Annotated in this window: 23 protein-coding genes and 1 tRNA gene; 11 read left to right on the forward strand and 13 right to left on the reverse strand. The window is 47.7% G+C overall.

The window, feature by feature from the left end:
* Positions 1-2: 2 nt before the first annotated feature.
* Positions 3-1,919: a molybdopterin-dependent oxidoreductase gene (locus tag QFX30_RS02675; protein ID WP_300487856.1), complete on the forward strand. Its 1,917-nt coding sequence runs from the start codon at positions 3-5 to the stop codon at positions 1,917-1,919.
* A 151-nt stretch (positions 1,920-2,070) separates the two neighbouring features.
* Here QFX30_RS02675 and QFX30_RS02680 read toward each other — a convergent pair whose 3' ends face one another.
* From QFX30_RS02680 to QFX30_RS02700, 5 genes are all read right to left on the reverse strand, one after another.
* Positions 2,071-2,355, reverse strand: a complete 285-nt coding sequence (locus QFX30_RS02680) for a DUF2097 domain-containing protein (protein ID WP_300487859.1) — start codon at positions 2,353-2,355, stop codon at positions 2,071-2,073.
* Between the two features lie 101 nt (positions 2,356-2,456).
* Entirely contained in the window at positions 2,457-4,139 is a 1,683-nt protein-coding gene (locus QFX30_RS02685) for a DUF128 domain-containing protein (RefSeq protein WP_300487863.1), read from the reverse strand.
* 61 nt (positions 4,140-4,200) lie between these two features.
* On the reverse strand, positions 4,201-5,529 hold the full coding sequence (gene glnA / locus QFX30_RS02690; protein WP_300487866.1) for a type I glutamate--ammonia ligase: 1,329 nt from the start codon (positions 5,527-5,529) through the stop codon (positions 4,201-4,203).
* A gap of 78 nt (positions 5,530-5,607) precedes the next feature.
* On the reverse strand, positions 5,608-6,360 hold the full coding sequence (locus QFX30_RS02695) for a HesA/MoeB/ThiF family protein (protein WP_300487869.1): 753 nt from the start codon (positions 6,358-6,360) through the stop codon (positions 5,608-5,610).
* 282 nt (positions 6,361-6,642) lie between these two features.
* Positions 6,643-6,751 (reverse strand) — tRNA-Met (locus QFX30_RS02700).
* A gap of 139 nt (positions 6,752-6,890) precedes the next feature.
* On the opposite strand from QFX30_RS02700, the gene QFX30_RS02705 reads away from it, so the two are divergent.
* Both QFX30_RS02705 and QFX30_RS02710 read left to right on the forward strand, forming a co-directional pair.
* Entirely contained in the window at positions 6,891-7,889 is a 999-nt protein-coding gene (locus QFX30_RS02705; RefSeq protein WP_300487872.1) for a hypothetical protein, read from the forward strand.
* A 10-nt stretch (positions 7,890-7,899) separates the two neighbouring features.
* Positions 7,900-8,727, forward strand: a complete 828-nt coding sequence (locus QFX30_RS02710) for a methanogenesis marker 8 protein (RefSeq protein WP_300487875.1) — start codon at positions 7,900-7,902, stop codon at positions 8,725-8,727.
* A gap of 2 nt (positions 8,728-8,729) precedes the next feature.
* On the opposite strand, the gene QFX30_RS02715 is transcribed toward QFX30_RS02710, so the two are convergent.
* Positions 8,730-9,107, reverse strand: a complete 378-nt coding sequence (locus QFX30_RS02715; protein ID WP_300487878.1) for a CBS domain-containing protein — start codon at positions 9,105-9,107, stop codon at positions 8,730-8,732.
* Between the two features lie 46 nt (positions 9,108-9,153).
* On the opposite strand from QFX30_RS02715, the gene thiC reads away from it, so the two are divergent.
* The 6 genes from thiC to QFX30_RS02745 all read left to right on the forward strand — a co-directional run bounded on the left by thiC (position 9,154) and on the right by QFX30_RS02745 (position 14,183).
* Positions 9,154-10,425, forward strand: coding sequence for a phosphomethylpyrimidine synthase (gene thiC / locus QFX30_RS02720; protein WP_300487880.1), 1,272 nt, complete (start codon positions 9,154-9,156; stop codon positions 10,423-10,425).
* Positions 10,426-10,563: 138 nt separating this feature from the next.
* Positions 10,564-10,842: a glutaredoxin family protein gene (locus tag QFX30_RS02725; RefSeq protein ID WP_300487882.1), complete on the forward strand. Its 279-nt coding sequence runs from the start codon at positions 10,564-10,566 to the stop codon at positions 10,840-10,842.
* A 9-nt stretch (positions 10,843-10,851) separates the two neighbouring features.
* Positions 10,852-11,304, forward strand: a complete 453-nt coding sequence (locus QFX30_RS02730; RefSeq protein ID WP_300487886.1) for a ferredoxin-thioredoxin reductase catalytic domain-containing protein — start codon at positions 10,852-10,854, stop codon at positions 11,302-11,304.
* A 19-nt stretch (positions 11,305-11,323) separates the two neighbouring features.
* A complete protein-coding gene (locus tag QFX30_RS02735; protein ID WP_300487889.1) occupies positions 11,324-12,076 on the forward strand; it encodes a winged helix-turn-helix domain-containing protein in 753 nt (250 codons plus the stop codon).
* Position 12,077: 1 nt separating this feature from the next.
* Positions 12,078-13,733: an ATP-dependent DNA ligase gene (locus QFX30_RS02740; protein WP_300487891.1), complete on the forward strand. Its 1,656-nt coding sequence runs from the start codon at positions 12,078-12,080 to the stop codon at positions 13,731-13,733.
* 48 nt (positions 13,734-13,781) lie between these two features.
* Complete coding sequence (locus tag QFX30_RS02745; RefSeq protein WP_300487894.1) at positions 13,782-14,183, forward strand: exodeoxyribonuclease VII large subunit; 402 nt, start codon at positions 13,782-13,784, stop codon at positions 14,181-14,183.
* Position 14,184: 1 nt separating this feature from the next.
* On the opposite strand, the gene QFX30_RS02750 is transcribed toward QFX30_RS02745, so the two are convergent.
* Together QFX30_RS02750 and QFX30_RS02755 are read right to left on the reverse strand one after the other, a co-directional pair.
* On the reverse strand, positions 14,185-14,703 hold the full coding sequence (locus QFX30_RS02750; protein ID WP_300487897.1) for a carbonic anhydrase: 519 nt from the start codon (positions 14,701-14,703) through the stop codon (positions 14,185-14,187).
* Between the two features lie 11 nt (positions 14,704-14,714).
* A complete protein-coding gene (locus QFX30_RS02755) occupies positions 14,715-14,849 on the reverse strand; it encodes a hypothetical protein (protein WP_300487900.1) in 135 nt (44 codons plus the stop codon).
* Between the two features lie 544 nt (positions 14,850-15,393).
* Between QFX30_RS02755 and QFX30_RS09060 the strand changes: the two genes are divergently transcribed.
* Both QFX30_RS09060 and glmM read left to right on the forward strand, forming a co-directional pair.
* A complete protein-coding gene (locus QFX30_RS09060) occupies positions 15,394-16,155 on the forward strand; it encodes a hypothetical protein (RefSeq protein WP_367186124.1) in 762 nt (253 codons plus the stop codon).
* A gap of 40 nt (positions 16,156-16,195) precedes the next feature.
* The gene (gene glmM / locus QFX30_RS02765; RefSeq protein WP_300487906.1) at positions 16,196-17,602 is read left to right on the forward strand and encodes a phosphoglucosamine mutase; all 1,407 of its coding nucleotides are present in this window, start codon (positions 16,196-16,198) and stop codon (positions 17,600-17,602) included.
* Here glmM and QFX30_RS02770 read toward each other — a convergent pair.
* From QFX30_RS02770 to glmU, 5 genes are read right to left on the reverse strand one after another with little or no spacing between them, the layout of a single operon-like run.
* The gene (locus tag QFX30_RS02770; RefSeq protein ID WP_300487908.1) at positions 17,599-18,732 is read right to left on the reverse strand and encodes a tetratricopeptide repeat protein; all 1,134 of its coding nucleotides are present in this window, start codon (positions 18,730-18,732) and stop codon (positions 17,599-17,601) included. The genes glmM and QFX30_RS02770 overlap by 4 nt on opposite strands.
* A gap of 18 nt (positions 18,733-18,750) precedes the next feature.
* Complete coding sequence (locus QFX30_RS02775) at positions 18,751-19,446, reverse strand: anaerobic ribonucleoside-triphosphate reductase activating protein (RefSeq protein ID WP_300488242.1); 696 nt, start codon at positions 19,444-19,446, stop codon at positions 18,751-18,753.
* A gap of 5 nt (positions 19,447-19,451) precedes the next feature.
* Positions 19,452-20,552, reverse strand: a complete 1,101-nt coding sequence (gene hisC, locus QFX30_RS02780) for a histidinol-phosphate transaminase (RefSeq protein ID WP_300487910.1) — start codon at positions 20,550-20,552, stop codon at positions 19,452-19,454.
* Positions 20,553-20,598: 46 nt separating this feature from the next.
* Positions 20,599-21,063, reverse strand: a complete 465-nt coding sequence (locus QFX30_RS02785; RefSeq protein ID WP_300487914.1) for a gamma carbonic anhydrase family protein — start codon at positions 21,061-21,063, stop codon at positions 20,599-20,601.
* A gap of 13 nt (positions 21,064-21,076) precedes the next feature.
* The gene (gene glmU, locus QFX30_RS02790) at positions 21,077-22,342 is read right to left on the reverse strand and encodes a bifunctional sugar-1-phosphate nucleotidylyltransferase/acetyltransferase (RefSeq protein WP_300487917.1); all 1,266 of its coding nucleotides are present in this window, start codon (positions 22,340-22,342) and stop codon (positions 21,077-21,079) included.
* Between the last annotated feature and the right edge of the window lies 1 nt (position 22,343).

Consider the following 22,343-nt stretch of genomic DNA (forward strand, 5'->3'; position numbering starts at 1 on the left):
CCATGAGAGTCTTCACAACCTGCACAAGGGACTGTCCAGGCGCATGTGGTCTCACAGTCAGGGTTAAGGGGGGAGTTGTAAGGTCGATAGGTGGAAACAGAAAACATCCCCACAGTAGGGGATTTTTATGCAGAAAAACGGCCAAATACCATATTATGAGGCTTTACTCCCCTAAGAGGATCCTAAAACCCCTCATGAGGGATGGAAATCAGTGGAGAACCATATCCTGGGATGAGGCACTTCAAACAGTATCTGATGTGATGAACAGATGTAGGGATGAATACGGTTCAGAATCCATAGTCTACTATCAGGGATTCGGGGCAAGAACGGCCCTTAGACTTCTTAACAGGAGATTTTTCAATTCTCTAGGGGCAACAACCCTTGAGGGAACTCTCTGTGGAGGTACAGCCATAGCTGCCCATAAAATGGATTTCGGGAAAAGGATATCCCATGAACCAAGCGACCACCTCAACAGCAGAAACATATTCATCTGGGGACGTAACCCGGCAGTTACCGACCTTAACCTCTGGAGGATAATAAGGAGGGCCCAGCGTAAGGGCAAGACAATCGTCACAGTTGACCCTCTAAGGACTGAGACAACCGCCAGAGCAGATATCCACTGCCAGGTTAGACCAGGCACCGACATGTACCTTGCAATTGCACTTTCAAAGATCATCATTGATGAGGGACTCTACGATCAGGGGTTTATTGAGGACCATGCAGAGAACTCCGATGCCTACCTGAACGTTCTTGATGCCTTCAGCCTCTCTGAACTATCAGGGATCACAGGGGTCCCTGAAGGGATGATGTATGAGCTTGCCTTCACCTATTCAGATGGCCCGAGCAGCATAATCATTGGCTGGGGGCTGCAGCGGTACTTCAACTCCCACATCACCTGCAGGTTCATAGATGCACTCGCCGCCATATCAGGCAATATAGGGATCAGGGGAGGGGGCGTTAACAGCGGTTTTGATGAATACGGCGGTTTTGATGAATCGGTCTGCCTTGAAGACAGAAGAAAAATATCCATGCCGCTTTTCGGAAGGGAACTTGAGAATCTGGATTCACCAGAGGCAAAATGTGTCTTCATAACTGCAGGCAACCCGGTGAACCTCGGCCCTAATTCAATGAAAACTCTGAGGGCCCTCAGAAAAATGGATCTTGTGGTCATGGTCGACCACTTCCTCAACGACACATCATATGCTGCCGACATATTTCTTCCAGCAACAACCTTCCTTGAGGAAACCGATCTGGTGGGCAGTTACGGTCATCCCTACGTTTCTCCGGTAAATGCAGCAGTCAGGCCCTCAGGGGAATGTCAGTCAGAATTCTGGATCCTTCAGAGTCTGTCAGAGTTCATGGGCCTTGATAAGATGGGGGGATCCCTCATGGAATGGCTTGAAATCATAGCAGCACCCATCCTTGATTACCATGGAATAGAGCTCCCTGATCTTTTAAAAAGGCCATACAGGACGCCTGGAATTCCAGAAGTTCCATTTGAGGATTTCAAATTCTATACAGAGAGCGGAAGGTTTATCTTACCATCAGAAATTCCTTCAGAGGTCAGCACCTCGGATGAAAAATCTCTTAGACTTTTAACGGTGATGAACTCTGAATGGATAGGATGCAGAGAACCATATGATGAAGAAGAGCTTCTAGAGGTCTTTATACATCCAGAAACCCTATTAAAAATAGGATTTGAAGAGGGTGAAACCGTGACTCTTGAATCATGTGTGGGTAGAACATGTGCAATTGTAAGGTCCTCTGATAAAGTGTATCCTGGATGTGCCCTATCATTCAGGGGTACCTGGCTCTCAAGGGGCGGGTGTATAAATACTGTGATTGAGGATGGAAAGACAGGGATGGGTCATGGAACAGCATACCATGAAACCATAATAAAAATTAAAAAGCATTATTGAGGGACTCATGGAGTAATAGACTTCAAGTAGATAAAATTAAAATAATATCCTATGTCGCTTCTCTGTTGAGTAGATGGGCCATCAGACTCACAATTATAAATCCAGCCACTATGAGTGAAACTATCTCCAGCACAGCGGACATTAAATCACCTCATTCATCTACAGCCTCAATTATGCATACCCCACCCTCACATTCGTGCTCCAGTTCGATGAGGTAGTCCTTCAGCTTCTCAACGTCAATGGTTGTAAGGCCCTTTATGAGGTCGCTGTCTATTTTTATCTGTATGACTCCGGCGTTGTTGGTTACAACCTTCCCAGGAATGTATACGCGGCCGAGGGATAGCCTCACAGTATCCCCTGGTTTAACCTCTTCCCTTATGTACCTGCAGAGTTCATCGCAGGTTGCAATTCTATTTTCCTTTTTCAAATAAATCACCTTGTCTCTGATTATATAATCTTATGATCATTATAAAAATAAGTTTTACACCAGTCATGTATGAGTTCCAGGGTCAGGGGTTCTAGTCCATGAAATAGGGTTCACACCTCGTCAACATACATGAATTCCTTAAGCTCCATGAGACCCTTAACGGCCTTCATCCTTATATCAATACCTGCCTCACGGACAGCCGCAAGGGGGTTCAGGCCTCCAGGGGTCACTATCCCAGCATGGTACTTCTCCACGCGGGCGTTGTAGACTATCTCACTAGGTTTCCCGATTTTCAGTATGCTGAAACCTGCTTCTGATAGATCTCCAATGAGGTCCGTGGCGTGATCCCTTGCAAGGTATGGCACCTCACGGAGACTTGCAAGTACCCTGCCTGGACCATCAAGGGCTTCAAGAACTGCGGTCATATTCTTTGAAACGTAGATCTCATGGGGGTCCAGGGATGAGCCGCTGTAGGCTGTTAGTTCAACAAAGCGCGGATCCCTACCTCCAACCTCAAGAAGGCCGCCGTACTTTGGTGTGGACATGATACCGTTCTTTATGAGTATGCCGTCCAGGGTGAGGCTGCAGACAGTTGCAATTCCAGCCATTTTTCCCTCGTCTGTGATTCCTATAAGTGGAAGGGTTGAAAATTCAGGGCGCTTCCCCAGGACGTCACGTATGATCTCGAGGGATTCATCAAGATCCTCTCTTTTAACCAGGGATATGTTTGCAATTACCCTCCCGGAAAAATCTCTGTGGTTAAAATCAACCCTGTTTATGAGGTTCCAGGCCTTTGAAAGCAGGAATCGGACCCTGACACCCCTTTCAGGTGCAGACGCCATCAACCTCCCCTCGGGTTTTACGAGGGGCTCCAGGTTTCTGAAGTCAATGAGGTTCTCTGCCAGTTTAATCTCGGCCCTGTAACCTGCCTCCTGTATTGCGCAGAGTGGAGTTATCCCGCCTATTATGGCAACCCCAACCATCCCGTCAGCCACAGGAACGCCAAGGACATCTCCCCCTGGCTCACCCACCTTGAGGACTCCTGATATATTGACTTCCTCAAGTTTTCTGAAGAGTTTAATGGCCTCCTCCCGGGCGGTTCCAGGTATAAGGCGGAGGTTTGCAGGTACGGTCCCCTCTCCATTTTCAATGACATCAAGAACTGAGGTCATGTTCTCTGATGTGAATGCCTCTAGGGGGGTCATAGATGTCTTCTTGTATGCTATGAGTTCCCTGAAGTTCACTGGCCTGCTCTCCTCGAACCTCACAAGCCCCCCAAACTGGGGTATTACAGGGATTCCATTCATGAGCAGAAGACCATCAACCGTTGTCCCGCAGATGGTACTTATTACAAACTCCCCATCATGTTCTTCGAGTCTGACACGGGGGCTCAAACAGAAACCATTTTTCATAACGTATTTCAGGGTTTCAATGGATTCAGGGGATATCCTTGATGTGTTTACAACCACCTTCCCCTCAAGGGTATCCGGGTTGAAGCTTGTACGGTAGATCATACTCTCGAACTTTGAGAATATGAAGTCCACCTGGTCGTAGACTAGGCCACGGTTTATCTCCTGCAGCCCCTTTTCTGTTATCCTTCTTCCGGCGTAACCAACCCTTTCCGTAAGACCCTTTTCATCAAGTATGCGCATGTGGTATCTGACAGCACGCTCTCCAAGGTCGTAGCCCTTCTTTTTAAGTTCTGATGCTATTATCTTTGCTCCAAGGACGTCGTCGTGCTCTGCAAGGATCCTTAAAATCTCCATCATCTTCTGGTTGGTCTCTTCAGCCATCAGCAAACACCATATAAAAAATAGGGAGGGGAGTTATTTAAAGTTTAATAAAAAAGGAGGGTTAGATGTCCAGGTATTTTTCAAGTTCGTACTTGAAGACCCTCACCCGGTAGTCGTCCCATTCCTTGTGCTTTATCTCCATGAACTTCTCATAGACATGGTCTCCAAGGGCTCCCTTGATGACGTCGTCCTCCTCAAGGGCATGGTATGCTTCCCAGAGACTTGATGGGAGGGTTTTGATTCCCATTTCCTTGAGCTCATCCATGGATTTTTCGAATACATCGATTTCAGTTGGTTCGCCGGGGTCAATCCTGTTCTGTATACCGTTCATACCCGCTTCCAGCATGGCTGCAAATGCAAGGTACGGGTTGCATGAGGGGTCAGGCATCCTTAGTTCCACACGTGTCCCCTTACCACGGGATGCAGGGATCCTCACAAGGGTTGACCTGTTTTTGAGACCGTATGCGATGTACACAGGGGCCTCATAGCCAGGTACGAGCCTCTTGTAGGAGTTGACTGTAGGTGCACACACAGCTGATAGTGCAGGGGCATGCTTGAGGAGCCCTCCTATGAAGTACATTGCCTCCTCTGATAGCTGTGTCTCGGTGTCAGGGTCGTAGAATACGTTTTCACCGTCCTTGAAGAGTGACTGGTGGCAGTGCATACCGCTACCGTTTTCACCGAAGAATGGTTTTGGCATGAAGGTTACCATGTACCCCATCTTGTCCACTATGGCCTTTATTGCCTGCTTGAAGGTTATGACGGCGTCTGCTGTTTTAAGTGCCTTGTCAAATTTGAAGTCTATCTCATGCTGCCCAGGGGCGACCTCGTGGTGGCTTACCTCAACATCGAAGTTAAGGGCCTCAAGGTCCATCACGAGTTTTCTTCTGAAGTCTGTACCCTGGTCCACTGGTTCCACATCGAAGTATGCGCCGCAGTCGTGGGGTATTATGTTCCCATCCTCATCCTGGTCCAGGATGAAGAATTCGGGTTCCGGTCCAACGTTGTATTCGTAGCCTAGGTGGGCGTATTTGTCAAGGGCTTTTTTCAGGACGTATCTTGGGTCTCCCTCGAATGGTTTTCCTTCTGGCCAGTATACGTCACAGATGAATCTGCAGACACCCTTTTCCTCTGGTCTCCATGGAAGTGTTGAGAAGGTGTCAGGGTCCGGCTTGAGGACCAGGTCACTTTCGTTTATGTCGACGAATCCCTCAATTGATGACCCATCAAAGAGGAGACCGTCCTTTATTATGTCCTCTATCTGGTCTGGCCTTACCAGGGGTATTGCCATGTTTTTTGGTTTTCCGTGTATGTCCACAAACTGAAGGCGGACGAATTTTACTCCGCATTCATCCATTTTAGCTATTATTCTTCCAATCTTATCTGACATGGGTTATGCCTCCGTGGCATGAGCTTAACTGTCACCGGAAGTAACTTTCCTTCTACTGGTTTATATATTTTTTGGTCATTACAGTTCGACAATTTTGAATGGTTCGCCAAGGAGCAGATCAAATTTCAGAATCCTCGGCGCGACTATTAAATCGCCCTTACCGGTTATCAGTTTAAAAACCTCAGCCGCCTGCAAACACCCGGTAACATTGGCCACAGGCCCTATGACCGGCGGAGTTTCAGAGGATAGCTCTTTAAGCTTAGCCTTAACATCCCCTGTAAGTTCAAGACCCGCAGATGGTAGATTGAAAAGTTCCTCATAGGAGGGGGAATCGGATGTGAAGACGCTCACCTGGCCCATGGATCCGTGTATGGCTCCATGTACGAATGGTATGTCCTCCTTGCTGCATCTTCTTGCCGCCATGACCCTTGAGGTTATGTTATCAAGGGCGTCCACCACGGCGTCACTCCCATCAATTATGGTTGAGGCATTTTTTTCTGTGAAACACTCATGAAATACCTCAACATCAGCGAAGGGGTTCACTTTCCTGATGCGTTCTGCTGCAACTTCAACCTTGGGGAGCTTGAGGGCGCTGAAGCTACTCATGAGCTGTCTGTTGATGTTTGAGACATCAAATACGTCGCTGTCTATTATCCGAATCCTGCCTACACCCATCCTTGCAAGCATCTCAACTGCAGCCCCCCCTATACCCCCACATCCAATTACAGAAACAGTTGAATTCCTTAGCCTTAACTGTTCGGCCTTTGAAATGAGGCCCATCTGCCGGCTGACCATCTCCCAGTACGCCATACCCTCATATCTTCTAGGCATTCCAACCCTCTTTAAATCCTATCGCAGTATATGTATGTCACTGAATTAATATTAATGATTTTTACAGGTTTAAAGATCACATCATGACCTGCACTGCATTGAAGCGGGTGGATGTGGCTTACCGCATAAGAATAGGGGATTAAGTGGATTCGATAAATGACTGTGATGTGGCCCTAGGGACACTGAATAGCAAAATTGACTGGAGTCTGTAAATTACTGGTGATGTATTGCTACCATAAAGAGGTGATCATGCATGTATAATAGGAAAAAATGGTTTCAGGATGCCGGGGGCGGGATTCGAACCCGCGACCTCACGGTATCCCAGGAAAAAGTCAGAGCACTGCTTAATACCCTATGAGCCGTGCGCTCTAACCAGCTGAGCCACCCCGGCGTAGCTTATAAAAAATCAGTTTTCATCTCATTTAAACTTTTCTGTTAAACACCTAGGATGCATGAAAGCCCCCAAGATGCAACCATTATTACTGGGTGGTAACATAAATACAATCAGTCACTTGCAGTGGGGGAGGGCCATGCAGATCAGGGGTCTTGATCTTTCAGAGGGTGCATGTGGTGCCTGTCACCTGGTACTCAGGCATCTCTCAGAGGAGGGATTCATCGTTGAAACCTCAGAGTACCCTGAGGGCGTCAGGGCACGTATACTGGATTCCTCTGGAGAGTTGGCTGGAGAGGGGTCGGACATAACATGGGCCCCGGCAGTTCTCGATGCACAGATAAATGCTGGTTTTATTGATGATGACCTTGCAGATGTCCTGAAACCATTTCTTACAGATAAAATGGACCAGAAGCGCGTTGCAGAAATGGCAGGGTATGGAAGGGTTGTTAACACAGCATCCAGGGTCATCTCCAGGGTATGGTCAGAGGGGGGTTCCGTGGAGGTTAAAAGGGAGGGGGCAGGTATAAAGGTTGTTCTCTATTCTAAGAGTGGTGAAGAAATTATATCTGCGGCATCAGGGTTCTGCCCGGTCTGCGCAATCAACATAGCAGCTTCAAGGATTGGGTCAATCAGAAAAGAACTTGCCTCACTAAGGTCCCGTAACACCGGAATGGAGAAGTACGAGAGGGGGATCACAGGAAGACTTGAATGGAGGGGTAGAAGGGTCCACTCCTATCTTATTGAGAATGGAAGGGTTATTGGAAGGAACTGGGGGTGCTGCATAGCATATGCTACCATAAGGGCTGAAATCGATGCAGGATTTGGGAGCAGTAAGTGGAACAGGCTCTTCAGGAATTACTGTGACCTCTGCCCACTCAAACATTTCTGGCTTGGCAGATCCATGGGGGCACTGGGTAACAGGATCCTCCACAGAATGGGCAGGGCAGGTGTAAGGGAAAATGTAAGAATGGAAGATTATATAACTGTGGATATCATATCTGGTGATGAGAGGGTTGCATGTGGTATAGGAACACTATGCTCATTCAGTGCAACTGTAAATGCGCTTCTTAGGTCAGATGCTTCACTGATCCTGAAACCTGATCCCGCCGATGGATTTCCATATCCCCAGCGTTGAGGTGTTCTCTGTGGATGAACATGTAATAGAGGCCCTGGGCAAAACCAGGGTTACAGTGAGGGACGGTAAGGTGGTCCATGTATCTAAGCCACTCATCCACTACTGCCCCCTCTTTCACAGGTATCGTGGCATTGAAAAGATCACACCCGAGGCGGTCCGCCAGAATATTGAATTCCGCATCAAGGATTTTGGCATGTGCACAGCCAACCGTGAATTAAGGATGAGGGATTTTCTATCATTTGGTATCTCAGAGATTATCTCAACGCTCCTTGCTGAGGGGGAGGTGGAAGCGGCCGTGATGGTCTGCGATGGAGCAGGAACAGTCATTGTAACAGAACCGGAACTTGCACAGGGTATAGGTGGGAGGATATCAGGTTTCATTAGCACATCCCCCAAAAAGAATGTTATAGAAAAAATTGGTCCTGAAAATGTTCTTGACACTCATAAGGCAACAATAGACCAGGTTAAGGGCGTTGAAAGGGCACTCGAAATGGGCTACCGAAGAGTTGCAGTCACAGTTAAGGATCCAGATGAGGCAGAGCAGTTAAGGAAAATTCGGGATGAAGAAATATACCTCTTTGCAGTTCACCTCACAGGAATAGATTACAGGGGCGCAGAGAAGATAATCAATACATGTGATGTTGTAACATCATGCGCATCAAAATACATAAGGAGGATAGCGGATAGAAGAGCTCTTCTTAAAGTTGGCTCCTCAATACCCATATACGCATGCACAAAAAAGGGTAAGAGATTCATTGAACTCAGAATGGAAAGAATAGGAGCTGCGGGTAATAAAAATCCAGAAAAAAATCCAGTGTCACCTGAACCACTTGTATAACTCTAAAGGTGGTCTGCAACAGCCTTTATGATGCAGCTCTGAGTTATAAGGCCCACGAGTCTATCATTTTTCACAACAGGCAATCTCTGATAGCCTGTATCTGCCATTATCCTGCTTATCCTGCTTATTGGCGTATCCTCATGGACAACAACAAGGTCCTTGCTCATGATATCCTTCACCCGCAGTTTCAGGGCCTCACCACCGGCAAGAAGAATATCTCTGTGTGTTATAAGCCCAACAAGCCTGCCGTCCTCCACAACGGGTACACCACCGACATTTGCACGGACCATCTTGAGGTTGGCAGCAGCCACAAGATCCTCTGGATTAGCCACAATAACATCCCGCAGCATTATGTCCCTTGCACGGAGCTTCCTAATCATGAAATTATTTTTATTGATGTCCATATATTAAGATTGAGGGATCAAAGTGACTCAGATGGAAGATGCAAAAAAGGGCAATATAACCCCCGAAATGGAGGAGGTAGCCCGGAAGGAGAACATTGATATTCAGATTCTCATAAAAAGCATTGCAGATGGCAGGGCTGTCATACCATCCAATGTTAATAGAAGTTCATCACCATGCGGCATAGGGGATGGCCTTTCAACGAAGATAAATGCAAATATTGGTTCATCCTCAAAGATGGAGGACATTGATCTTGAAGTTGAAAAGGCAATGACCGCCGTAGAATATGGTGCAGATGCGGTCATGGACCTAAGTACCGGTACAATGCTCCGGGAAGTCAGAAGGTCTATACTGGAAGCTGTAGACGTACCCGTTGGAACAGTACCCATCTATGAGGCTGGTGTTAAGGCCTTTGAATCCAGTGGATCCGTTGTGGACATGGATGAGGATGACATGTTCAGGACAATAGAGAACCAGGCCAGGGATGGCGTTGACTTCATGACAGTGCACTCCGGGATAACCCTTGAGACAGTTGAGAGGGTCCAGCGATCAGACAGGATAATGGGTATAGTGAGTAGGGGAGGAGCATTCCTTGCGGCTTGGATAATCCACAACCAGGAAGAAAACCCCCTCTACAGCAACTATGACTACCTCCTTGAACTGGCATATGAATACGATATAACACTGAGCCTTGGGGATGGTCTTAGACCCGGCTGCCTTGCAGATGCATCGGATATACCACAGATCCAGGAACTGCTAACCCTTGCGGATCTTGTATCAAGGGCCCGTGATGCAGATGTCCAGTGCATGGTTGAGGGTCCTGGCCACATGCCACTAGACCAGATCGCAGCAAACATGAAGATAGAGAAGTCTGTCTGTGATGGCGCACCGTTCTATGTCCTTGGCCCTATAGTCACAGACATGGCCCCCGGGTATGACCATATAAGCGCGGCCATCGGTGGTGCAGTCGCGGCAATGAATGGGGCTGACTTCCTCTGCTATGTAACACCCGCGGAACACCTCGCCATACCAGGCGTTGAGGATGTTATTGAGGGGGTGGTGGCTTCCAGGATAGCTGCACAGGCCGCGGACGCCGCCAGCAAATTGCCAGGGGCATGGAAGTCTGAACTTGAAATGGCAAATGCAAGGAAATCCTTTGACTGGAATAGACAGTTTGAAATGGCATTCGACTCAAGAAAACCCGCAGAATACAGGATGCAGTGCCCCATCGATGATTCAGAGATGTGCACCATGTGCGGGGAATACTGCGCCCTGAGGATCCTCAGAGGTGATTGAAGCACTTATGAATAGGGGCTCTGGAATGTCTGTGGCACCCCCGGTCTGAGGAGGGGACGGCAACAGTTGCATCTACTGTGCCGGTTCTATTCCCAACAGTTAATATGGTTCAGTAACAGAAATTACAGTGGTGGTCAAATGAAATTTGAACATGTCAACGGCACCAAAAAGGCAAAGATCCGGCTTTTTGCCCTGAGCACATGTGGCTGGTGCAAAAAAACCCGTGAATTGCTGGAAGATCTTGGGGTGGCCTATGATTACATATACGTCGACCTTCTCCAGGGTGATGAACGAGAAAAAGCCCTCGAGGAACTTCGAAAGTGGAACCCATCCCTCTCATTCCCCACACTTGTGATAGATGATGAGGATGTTATTGTGGGATTCGATTCAATCTCAATAAAATCAGCCATCAGGTAGGGGATCATCATGGCTGATGAACTTGAAGCACTCTACAGAGAGATCAGGGAATCTGCAGAGAGATCAGGCTATAAAATCAACCCTGACAGGGAATTTGTCATGGAACTCCTGCGGGGGATCCTCACAAACCGTGAGAGGTATGGATATGATTCCTGCCCCTGCCGGCTTGCATCTGGTAATCCAGAGGAGGACAGCGATATAGTATGCCCCTGTGATTACAGGGACTATGATCTTGAAGAGTATGGAACATGCTACTGCGGCCTCTACGTTGCGGATGAGGATGTGGAGTTTAAATCAATCCCTGAGAGAAGAAATATGGAAAAATATTTGATTGGAAAATTTGGCCTTAAGATCCCGGTACTCCGGTGTCGTGTGTGCGGTTATCTATGCGCAAGGAAGGCACCACCCGAACCATGCCCCATATGTGGTGTCAGCGGAAAATTTGATGTCTTCCTTGAATAGAAGATGATGAGGTGAATCCTTGCTGGAAGGGTACAGCGAAGTCAAAGAGGATGTCAGGTTCATTTTTGGCTCTGAGGTGAGACTGAAAATCCTCCTCGCCCTCATGAATGGTCCCATGGAGCTATCAGAGATGAGGTCAGTCATAAGATCGAGTTCATCAACGATTTTACATGCTATATATCAGCTTGAAGAGAAAAGATTGGTCTCAAGGACCAACCGCAAGTATGAACTTTCGGTAACGGGGAGGATAATATCCCTTAAAGTTCAGGGTATCATAGGGTCACTCCTTGCTCTTAAAGATCTGTCAGAATTCTTCCTTGACCATGACCTGTCATCAATACCGGATCACCTACTATCCAGCATAGAAGCACTCGCAGGGGCCACTATTCTCGAATCAAAGCCAGAGAACCTCATGGAACCATATGAGGTGATTGCAAAGAACTCCCTGAATTCAGAGAGGGTCTGGGTCCTATCTGGGGTATATCACCCCTTCTATGAGGATCTCCTGAGGTCAGGGACGGAGGTTGAGATAATACTTTCAGAGGACCTTATAGCCTCCATTGGAACTGATTTGCCTCAGAATGCTGGTATTCATTCCATACCAGCGAAGCTTAAGTTCAGCCTCATAATAACGGAGGGTTCAATGGCCCTATCTCTTTTCCTATCAGATGGCCTCTATGATCCATCACGGTTCCTCTTTTCAAGGGATGATGAGGCAATTGGATGGGCATGGAGCCTCTTCAGACACTTTACAGACGATGGAGTTGGATAGATTGCTCTATATTGAACTTGCAGAGGTCTACAGAGAACTGGAATCAACAACAAAGCGCCTAGAAAAGACAGATATCCTTGCAGAGCTCTTCAGCAGCGTTGAAAGGGACCTTTTACCTGTGGTGACCCTCCTCATGCTTGGAAGGGTTTTCCCAATCTGGAGTGAGGAGGAACTCGGGGTTGGCATCAAACTTCTCATGAGGGCAATATCAACAGTCGTGGGGGTTTCGGTTGATGAAATAGAAGATGCAATAAGGGAAGAGGGTGATATAGGACTCGCAAGTGAGAAACTCTTCTCAAAGAAAACCCAGACAACCTTCTTTTCGCAACCACTCACGGTTGAATTTGTTTATGATAAACTGCGCTCACTGACATCTGTAACAGGTGAAAGGGCCCAGGCAAGAAAGATAGGAATACTCGTTGAGGTACTATCCCAGGCAAAACCCCTTGAGGCACGTTACATCACCAGGACGGTCCTTGAGGAACTCCGGGTGGGGGTTGCAGAGGGTATCATAAGGGATGCCATCTCCAGGGCCTCAGGAGCCGACCCCTCACTTGTTGAGAGGGCCCACATGCTCACCAATGACCTGGGTATGGTGGCCGTCGTTGCAATGGAGGAGGGTAATTCGGGCCTTGAGAAGCTGAACCTTGAACCTGGAAGGCCTGTAAAGCCAATGCTTGCACAGCTTGCTGAGAGCATAGAATCTGCGATAGGGGAACTTGGAAGGGCATTCTGTGAGACAAAGTATGATGGTATAAGGGTCCAGATACACAGAAAGGGAGACGAGGTATCCATTTTCACACGGAGACTTGAAAACATAACTGCGGCGGTCCCTGACATCCTTGATGGCGTTGAAAAGGCGCTCCCGGATGAAGACTACATAGTTGAGGGTGAGATCATCGTCACAATTGAGGGCAGACCCGCTTCATTCCAGTACATACTCCAGCGGGTCAGGAGAAAGTATGATATAGAACGATTGAGGAGGAAGGTTCCCCTTTCCCTCTTCCTCTTCGACGTACTCTATTATGGAAGGCCCCTTATCGACGAACCACTTAGGGAGAGGAGGAGGGTTCTTGAATCAATCATCTCGGAGATTCCAGGGGAGATTGAGGCGAGCCGGATGGTTGATGTGCGCCCAGATAATATTGAGAAAGCCCTGTGGCTCTTCAGGGAATCAATAAGGGAGGGTCATGAGGGTATAATGATAAAGGACACAGAGTCACCCTATATACCTGGTATAAGGGGTAAAAAGATGCTTAAATTCAAGGCCGAACCCGAAACACTGGACCTCATTGTGGTTGGCGGTACCTATGGTCGCGGAAAAAGGGCCCACCTCATTGGTTCATACCTTCTGGCTGCAAGGGATGATTATACAGGTGAGCTTGTAACGGTGGCTCATGTTGCAACGGGACTGGATGATGAAACCCTCCAGGAACTCTCAGAGAGGATGGAGAATCTTGCCATTGAGAGGAAGGGGAGGAAACTGCGGGTCAGGCCCGAAATAATACTTGAGGTGGCCTACAGTGAAATAGTCCGCAGCCCTGAGTATGAGAGCGGCTACTCCCTTCGATTTCCTGTTGTAAAACGCATAAGGGATGATCTGAGCCCTGAGGACATTGATACGGTTTCCCGTATAGAGTCAATGTTCAGGGCCTGATGCTAAACCCCAGTAATATTTAAATATCCATTCGTATTACATAATATCATGGGTTTCATACTGGATGACAGGGCACTGCTCCTCATATCGGTTTTAATCGGAATAGTGGGGTTTATTGGAATGATAGTATCATCAGCATCACTCACACCCCCCATTGTTAGAGTTTCAGATCTGGACAGGTCCATGATGGACAGGGAGATTACAGTTGAGGGTACAGTGGAGGCGGTTCATGAACTCGAATCCGGGATTTTACTTTTAAAAATAAATGATGGGACAGGAACAGTAACCGCTGTGGCATTTAAATCCGTCTCGGAGGCCATGGAACTGAGTCCTGAAATCTTAGGTGGAATGAGGATCCAGGTAACCGGAAGGGTTAAGGAGTATCGCGGGGCACTGGAGATAGTTGTTGAGAAACCAGCGGCCATCAGGTTAAAATCATTTGGGAGCTAGTTCACTCATCCATATGTAATGGTTTCAGTTCACCTGTGGCTATGTCAATTATAAGGCCATGGACCTTTACTGATTCAGGTATAAGTGGCGATGACCGCAGCCTCCTGATACCCTCGATCACGTTTTCCTCCTCATCGGCTATTGGGTTAAGTGTGCTGAGGCTGAAATTTTCAATGACATCCTCCTCAACGCCAAGTTTCCTCATCTCTGATACTATCTGATCCCTATCAAGGCGTGTCATTCCACAGTCTGTGTGCCCCACTATGATTATCTCCCGCACACCAAGGGCATATATGGCCACTGCAGCTGACCTCAAAGCACCATCATCCACGATGTTTCCTGCATTCCTTATTATCTTTGCATCACCCCTGCCTATCCCGAGGGCCTCCTCAAGGAATTCTGTGAGCCTTGAGTCCATACAGGTGATGATGCAGAGGCCCTTTGCTGGTTTTGCGTTCAGAAGAGGCCCTTCTTCCTTAACAAATTTTCTGTTTTCAGAGAGGATATCCTTAATAACCATGATAACAAACCTCATTCTATACCCATGAAGAGCAGACCGGGGATACCCATGGAGATTGTCAAGAGGAACGCCACTGTGATATTGACCATTCTACCTCCGATCTTTGCATTCCTCCTCCCACTCTTACCATCCCTGAAGTACAGCACCCCCCTTACATGGGATATCTATTACCACGCACATAACTCTATGCTTTATATGGAGAGGGGCATCGTGTTCTGGGATCCACTTACATGTGCCCCTTACGGGAGACCAATCTGTTATCCACCCCTTTTCCATATAATGCTGACTCTCCTTGTTAAAATCACTGGCCTTGGCTTTTTAACTGTGGCAAGATCCATACAGCCTGTGATGGCATTTATGATTATTCTGTCATTTTCTTATATTGCAGGAAGGCTCTACGGATCTCTGACAGGATTTTTGACCGGAATGCTTTCAATTTCAAGCCCATTCCTCTTAAGGATAATCATGCCCATTCCAGAATCCCTGGCCATGATATTTGTGCCCTTTTTTGTTTATGGTTATTGCATTTCCATGGAAAATGATTCTAAAATTTATCCAGTCTTCACTGGCCTAATTTTTGGCATTCTGATGTTAACACACCTCTTATCCGCCTCAATGGCCCTTGCAGTGGTTTTAATCTCAACTCTGGCTTCCAGAATCTTTAGGCACTCCATAAAACCTGGAAATCTCATGGTGATTATCCTAACAGGTTTCATACTGGCGATGATCTGGTATGCGCCTCTTCTACTTAAATATGGGTTTTTCTTCAGGCCACCACCGGCAGATCCACTTTCCAGTGGGGGGTCTCTGAACCATTTAGGGGCGTTGCTCACAGTGCTTGCACTTACAGGGTTAATCTGTGCACTTAAAAGAAGGGAGAGGAGTGATATCCTGATGGCAAGCTGGTTCATATTTGTCCTGGCTCTGAGTGCCGGTTACACTGTGGGATTGAAGGTCCTATCAGATAGGATACTGTACTTCGCACTCTTCCCTGCGGCAGCAATGGGGGCCAGCATATTCAATTCAATGAAGGTGGCTGATAGTAGGTGGCCTGTTTATGTTCTGGTTTTTTTCATCTCAGTTTACTCCCTGTGCAGCGGTTATGGAATTGCAAGCACCGTGAAGCCGGAGGTTTCCGAATCTGAACTGGAAGTAGCCCAGTGGTTCAAATATAATGGGGACCATAAAACCGTTGTCGTGTCTGATTACCATATTCAGCCTTTAATCGTTTCTATTGCAGGGCAACCGGTATCTGCAGGTGGCTACGCCCCGGGATCTAGAGGCACGATTGATGCCAGGAAATACACCGTCACCCTTGAGTATACAGAGGATGACATCAGAATGGATAGGGTAGGTTATATAATTCTTGACACTAAAAACAGAAAAACACCCCCGTATTCACGGAAGGTCTACAGAAATAGGGACTTTGTGGTGTATAGGGTGGAAGTTTAGAATATCTTGCAGTTTATGTGTGGAAGTCTATTGAGCTCCTTTGCAATCAATAATCATACATGAGGTTATAAAAATGAAAAGGCTTTTCGGTACATTTGGTGTTAGGAGACTTGCAAATGAGGTTTTAACACCTGAATTTGCATCTAAACTTGCAGCGGCATATGGTTCCATTGTAGATGGTAAAATCGCTGTTGGAGGGGATACAAGGACATCCACGGTCATGATAAAAAATGCAGTTATATCAGGCCTCCTATCAAGTGGATGCGATGTTGTTGATCTGGGAATACTGCCAACACCGGCGGTCCAGTATGCGGTGAGGAATTACTATGAGGGGGGTGTTATCGTAACCGCTTCCCACAATCCCCCAGAGTACAATGGCATAAAATTCGTTGACGCTGACGGTATAGGTATCCCGGATGATATGGAGGAGGAAATAGAGGATATATTCTTCCAGGAAAAATTTAAGAGGGCTTCATGGGATGAGATGGGTCATCTAACAGTTAACCAGGGCATAATAGATGAGTACCAGGAGGAGGTTATAAAGAGGGTTGATGCAGAGGCCATCAGAAAGAGAAACTTCAGGGTAGTTGTGGACTGCGGTTGCGGCGCCGGATCCTACACAATGCCCTACATCCTCAGGAAACTGGGCTGCAGTGTTGTGACCCTTAATTCCCAGCCTGATGGGTTTTTCCCTGGCCGTGACCCTGAACCTGTCCCTGAGAACCTCTCTGAGCTCATGGAGACTGTCAGATCAACGGGGGCTGATCTGGGGATAGCCCATGATGGCGACGCCGATAGAACAATATGTATAGATGAGAAGGGCCAGTTTGTCCTCGGTGATAGGACCTTCGCCCTTGTTGAGAAGAGGATGCTTCAGGAGAACGCTGGCGGAATAATAGTTACGACAGTTGCGACATCCTCAGCAATATATGACGTGGCAGAGGAGAATAATGGTGAGGTGATAACAACCGCTGTGGGGGACCTCCTTGTGGCCAGAAAACTTAAAGAGACAGGGGGCCTTTTTGGAGGCGAGGAGAATGGTGGCTTGATATTTCCTGACTTTGTATATGGGAGGGATGCCGCCCTTACAGCCGCAAAAATCCTTGAGATAATGGCACATGAAGGAAGGCCCCTCTCTGAACTTGTATCAGAGCTGCCATCATATTACTCCGAGAAAAAGAAGATAAAATGTCCCGATGAAATCAAGGGGGATGTCATGAAACTGGTGACTGAAATGGTGAAGAGTGAACCGGGTGTTAGAGATATAGATACAACTGATGGCGTTAAAATCTTCAGGGATAATGGTTGGGTTATAATAAGGCCTTCGGGCACGGAACCAATATTCAGATGCTTTGCGGAGTCTGATACACAGGAGAATGCCACTAAAATGGCGGAATGGGGAATATCCCTTGTGAGAGAAGCTATTGATAAACTTGAAAATGCTTAGAGGTTTTCAAGGCACTCCTCCCGGAGTATCTCCGCATCCTCATTTTCAGGGTTTAACTGGAGGGCCCTGTTGAATGAGTCCAGGGCCTCCTCAAATCTTTCAAGTTCCAGCAGCGCAACACCAAGGTTGGTCCAGTAGACATCATTCTCTGGATCCATTTCAATGGCCCTTCTGTAGCATTCAACGGCCTCATCAAATCTTTCAAGCTCAAGAAGGGCGTTGCCCTTGCGATTCCAGAGATTGGGGTCCTGTTCATCTTCAAGAACCAGTTCAAGGGCATTGTTGTAGGATTCAAGGGCATCCTCTGTCCTTCCCAGTTCTGAGAGCAGGTTTCCCCTTGCGGTCCATAATTCAGCATTCCGGGGGTCCCTTTCAATTGCCTTCTCATAGAATTCAAGGGCTTCAAAAGGTTTTTCAGCCACCTCGAGCATAACACCCCTCCAGTAAAGCAGGGCAGGGTCATGGGGCCTTATCTTCAGCGCCCTTGAACTTGCCTCAAGCGCCTTATCCACGTCACCGGCATTAAGGAGGGTTATGGCCATGTTGTTCCATATATACGGATTTTCAGGATCTATTCTTATGGCTTTCCTGTAGTTTTCAAGGGCTTCATCGAATCTCCCAAGCCTTGTGAGATTGTCCGCCAGTCTGTTGAGCACGTAAACATCTTCAGGGTCGATTCGCAGGGCTGCAGTGTAACACAGGCGGGACTTATTGAATTTTCCTGAATCAAAGAGTATGTCAGCCCTCCTGGTTATCATGGCCTTTTCATCGATCTTTTTACCCTCCCATTCCTCTACCGGAAGCTTCCTGAACCTTATAACCTGGAATTCGGTTTCATCATCCACATCACCCTGATACATCCTTTTGAATTCTTCCTCCAGTTCTCTGGCATCCCTGAAACCATCCTCCCTTGCCAGCGCATCGTTTTTCCTGAGCTCACCGAAACTGACGGTTTCAACGTCTGTGACCACTGCCTCGAATACCTTCTCACGGTCCTTGGAGACAAGGTTCCAGTAACAGTGAAGGCGATCACCTACCTTGAGGGGTCTTTTCCATTTACGGCGTATGGTCATGGTCCTTTTTCCTGTTACAAGGTCAATGTCCCTGCTGCTGAATGATAGTATGGGCAATTTGGTATCTCCCCCCGATTATTGAATTTCTTCCTCTCCGAATTCCTCGGTGCGTATCTTAACCTTCCTGAAATATTTTTTGATCTTGAGTGCAAGTTCCCTGAGCATTCGTGGTGATGGGGGCTCAAGGTCCTTCAATTTTTCATCCAGGACCACCCTGTTCCTGAACTGCTGGATAACGTAGATGTCACAGTCTATGGACTCTGCGATAATCTTAAGGTCCTCCTCGTCCATGAGGCCCGGCACAAAGGTTGTACGGCATTCAACAGTAACATCTGAGCCTGCAAGAAGACGGAGGCTCTCCCTAACACCATCACATCTCGCACCGGCTAGTTCCCTGTAACGGTGGAAGGGGGCCTTCACATCCACTGCAACATAATCAAGCAAGGGCAGCAACCTCCGGAGGGCCCCAGGGGAGTAGCCATTGGTGTCAAGTTTTGTATGGAGCCCCAGGGAACGCGCGTGCCGCAGTACTACCTCAACATCGTCCACCTGGAGGAGGGGCTCGCCACCACTCACCACGACGGCATCAACAAAGTCGGCGTATTTTTCCATATCCTTCAGGATATCTGAGAGATCAGCTTCCACACCACCGTCTATGAGTTCAGGGTTATGGCAGTAGGGGCACCTGAAGTTACAACCCCCCGTGAATATCACAAGGGAGAGTTTACGTGGATATTCAAGGGTTGAAACTGCCATTGAACCTATTTTCATTGAAATCACGAAATGATCTCGGCGAGAACCTCAAGGAACCGTTTATCCTCCTCAAGGGTTCCAACACTCACCCTTATCCAGTACTCATCGAGACCTGAAAATGAGGTACAGTCCCTCACGATGATCCCTCTCCTGAGGAGCTCCTCTGCAAGTTCAGCGGCGGTTTTACCAGTACCCCTCACATCAATGAGGATGTAGTTTGCATATGATTCAAATACTCTGAGGCTTTCAAAATTTTTAAGTTTCTCATACAGGTATTCCCGGCTCCTTATGGAGTACTCTGCGGATTTTTCAAGGTATCCCCTGTCCTGTAGGGTTGCGAGGGCCGCTGCATGGGATAGCCTTGTGAGACTGAATACGGGTTTAACCCGGTGCATGTACTCTATAACCTCGGGGCTTCCAAGGCCGTAACCTATCCTCATCCCTGCAAGACCCATAACCTTCGAGAAGGTCCTCATTATAAAGATGTTCTCATGGTCAGATAAGAGGTCCACGTTGCTGACACCTGCAAATTCGAAGTAGGCTTCGTCAACAACCACAAGGGCGTCTGTGGACTCTGCAACAGCCTTTATCTCTTTCTTATCTATAAGACCTCCTGTGGGGTTGTTGGGTGTGCAGAGAAAGACCAGGCGGGTTGAGTCATCAATCGCATCAAGGACCGATTCAAGGTCAAGGCGGTTCTCCTCAACATCCCACCGTGCATGAACTGGCCTTGCATCATGTGCCTGGAGGGTGTATTCATAGTACATGTATGATGGCATCGGCACAACGAAGGCGTCTCCAGGGTCAATGAATGTTTTACCCAGTACCTCAATGATCTCATCTGCGCCGTCACCACCCACTATGACCTGGTCTCCATCTACGCCTGCATAATCTGCTATAGCATCATAAAGATCTTCAAGGTTTGATTCAGGGTACCTGTGGGCGGATTGAAGTTCCCCTTCCATCGCCTTCACTGCGGCTGGCGATGGACCTAGGGGGTTCTCATTGGACCCCAGCTTGATTATATCACTCTCTTTAAGGCCATAATTCTCTGCTATTTCCTTTATGGATCTTCCAGGTATATATGGCTCCATTTTATGAATTACTGGACGAACTCTGACCATAGAATCACTCTTCAACCATGTTTACAGTTATAGGTCTGCTTGGTTTTCAGTCTTCATATTCCTGCGCCAGGTGGAAGTACCTCTCTGCATTCTCCCTTATGGACTCTATCTCATCATCATTGAGCTCCCTAACAGCCCTTGCGGGTACCCCCACGATGAGACTTCCAGGCGGGAAACTTTTACCTGAGGTGACAACCGCACCTGCACCAACAATTGAATTTTCAGCCACGAGGGCCCCGTTGAGTATGGTTGAATTCATGCCAACCAGCACATTATCCTGTATGGTGCACCCATGGAGAACCGCAGCGTGACCCACAGAAACATGGTTTCCCACCTTCACCGGGTAACCGCTGCTTGTATGGACAACACAGTTATCCTGGATATTGGACCGGTATCCGATCCTTATAGGTTCTATGTCACCCCTCAAAACAGCGTTGTACCATACAGATGAGCCATCACCTATCTCCACGTCCCCGATTATTCTGGCGCCTTCAAATACATGGTAAGACACAGTAGAACCACCATCAGTCCCTTATAATGTACTCCTGTTTGAGTATAACAAGTTTATCAGAGGGCACATCCTCGTATATGACGCAGCCGGCACCGATACGGGAACCCTTCCCAACCTTGACACCGGGATTGAAGCTTGAGTTTATACCGGTCTTCACACCATCACCGAAAACTGCTCCAAGCTTCCTGCGACCCGTGTCCACCGACTCCTCCTTAACCCTCATATGCACAGAACCATCATCAAAACGCAGATTGGCTATATTGGTACCGGCTGCTATGTTGCACTCTGCCCCTATGACGGAGTCACCCACATAGCTGAGATGGTTGACGTTGGTACCATCCATTATGATGGAATTCTTGATCTCAACAGCATTGCCGATGCTCACATTGTCCCCTATACATGTATGGGCACGGAGGTAACAGTTGGGTCCAATGTCGCAGTCTCTACCAATGTAAACAGGGCCCTGGATGTAGGTACCCGACCTTATAATGCTTCCATCACCCACCACCACCGGACCGTGGATGGTCACACCCTCCTCCACCTTTCCATGGATGGCTCCTTCAAGGCCATTCATGAGCTTTTCACTGGCATCCAGGAGCTCCCATGGCCTTCCAACATCTATCCACTCCCTCTCTGATACTATGGCCCTTACTGGGAGGTCATCCCTCACTTGCATCATTATGGTATCCGTTATCTCATACTCTCCCCGAGGGGAAAGGGGAGTCTGTTTTATGTAATCAAAGACAGCCGGACTGAACACATATATGCCAGTATTTATGAGGTTACCTGCATCAACATCAGGGGATGGTTTTTCGATTATATTCCGCACACGGTCCCCTTCAAGTTTGACAGCCCCAAAGGAACTGGGGTCGGGAACTTCACGGAGAACCATCAGTGTTTCGGGTTTCATATCACTGTAGGTGGATATCAGATCATCCACAAGCTGTGGATCAATTATAACGTCGCCATTTAGGACTATGAACTCGTCACTCACCATACCTTCGGCCTGAGCTATTGCATGGGCTGTTCCAAGGCGTTCATCCTGTTTCACGTAGCTTATATTGACCCCAAATTCGGATCCGTCACCGAAATGGGACCTAACCACCTCCTCACGGTAACCGGTTATCATGATTATCTCACTGACACCATTATCTCTTAGGGCATTTACACTGTACTCCACCATGGGTTTGCCTGCAACCGGCAGCATGGTCTTGGGCCTTGTAAGTGTGAGTGGCCGCATTCTTGTACCCTCACCAGCAGTTAGGACAACAGCCTCCATA

Origin of the sequence: Methanothermobacter sp., from assembly GCF_030055435.1 — an archaeon.
Classification (GTDB): Archaea; Methanobacteriota; Methanobacteria; order Methanobacteriales; family Methanothermobacteraceae; genus Methanothermobacter.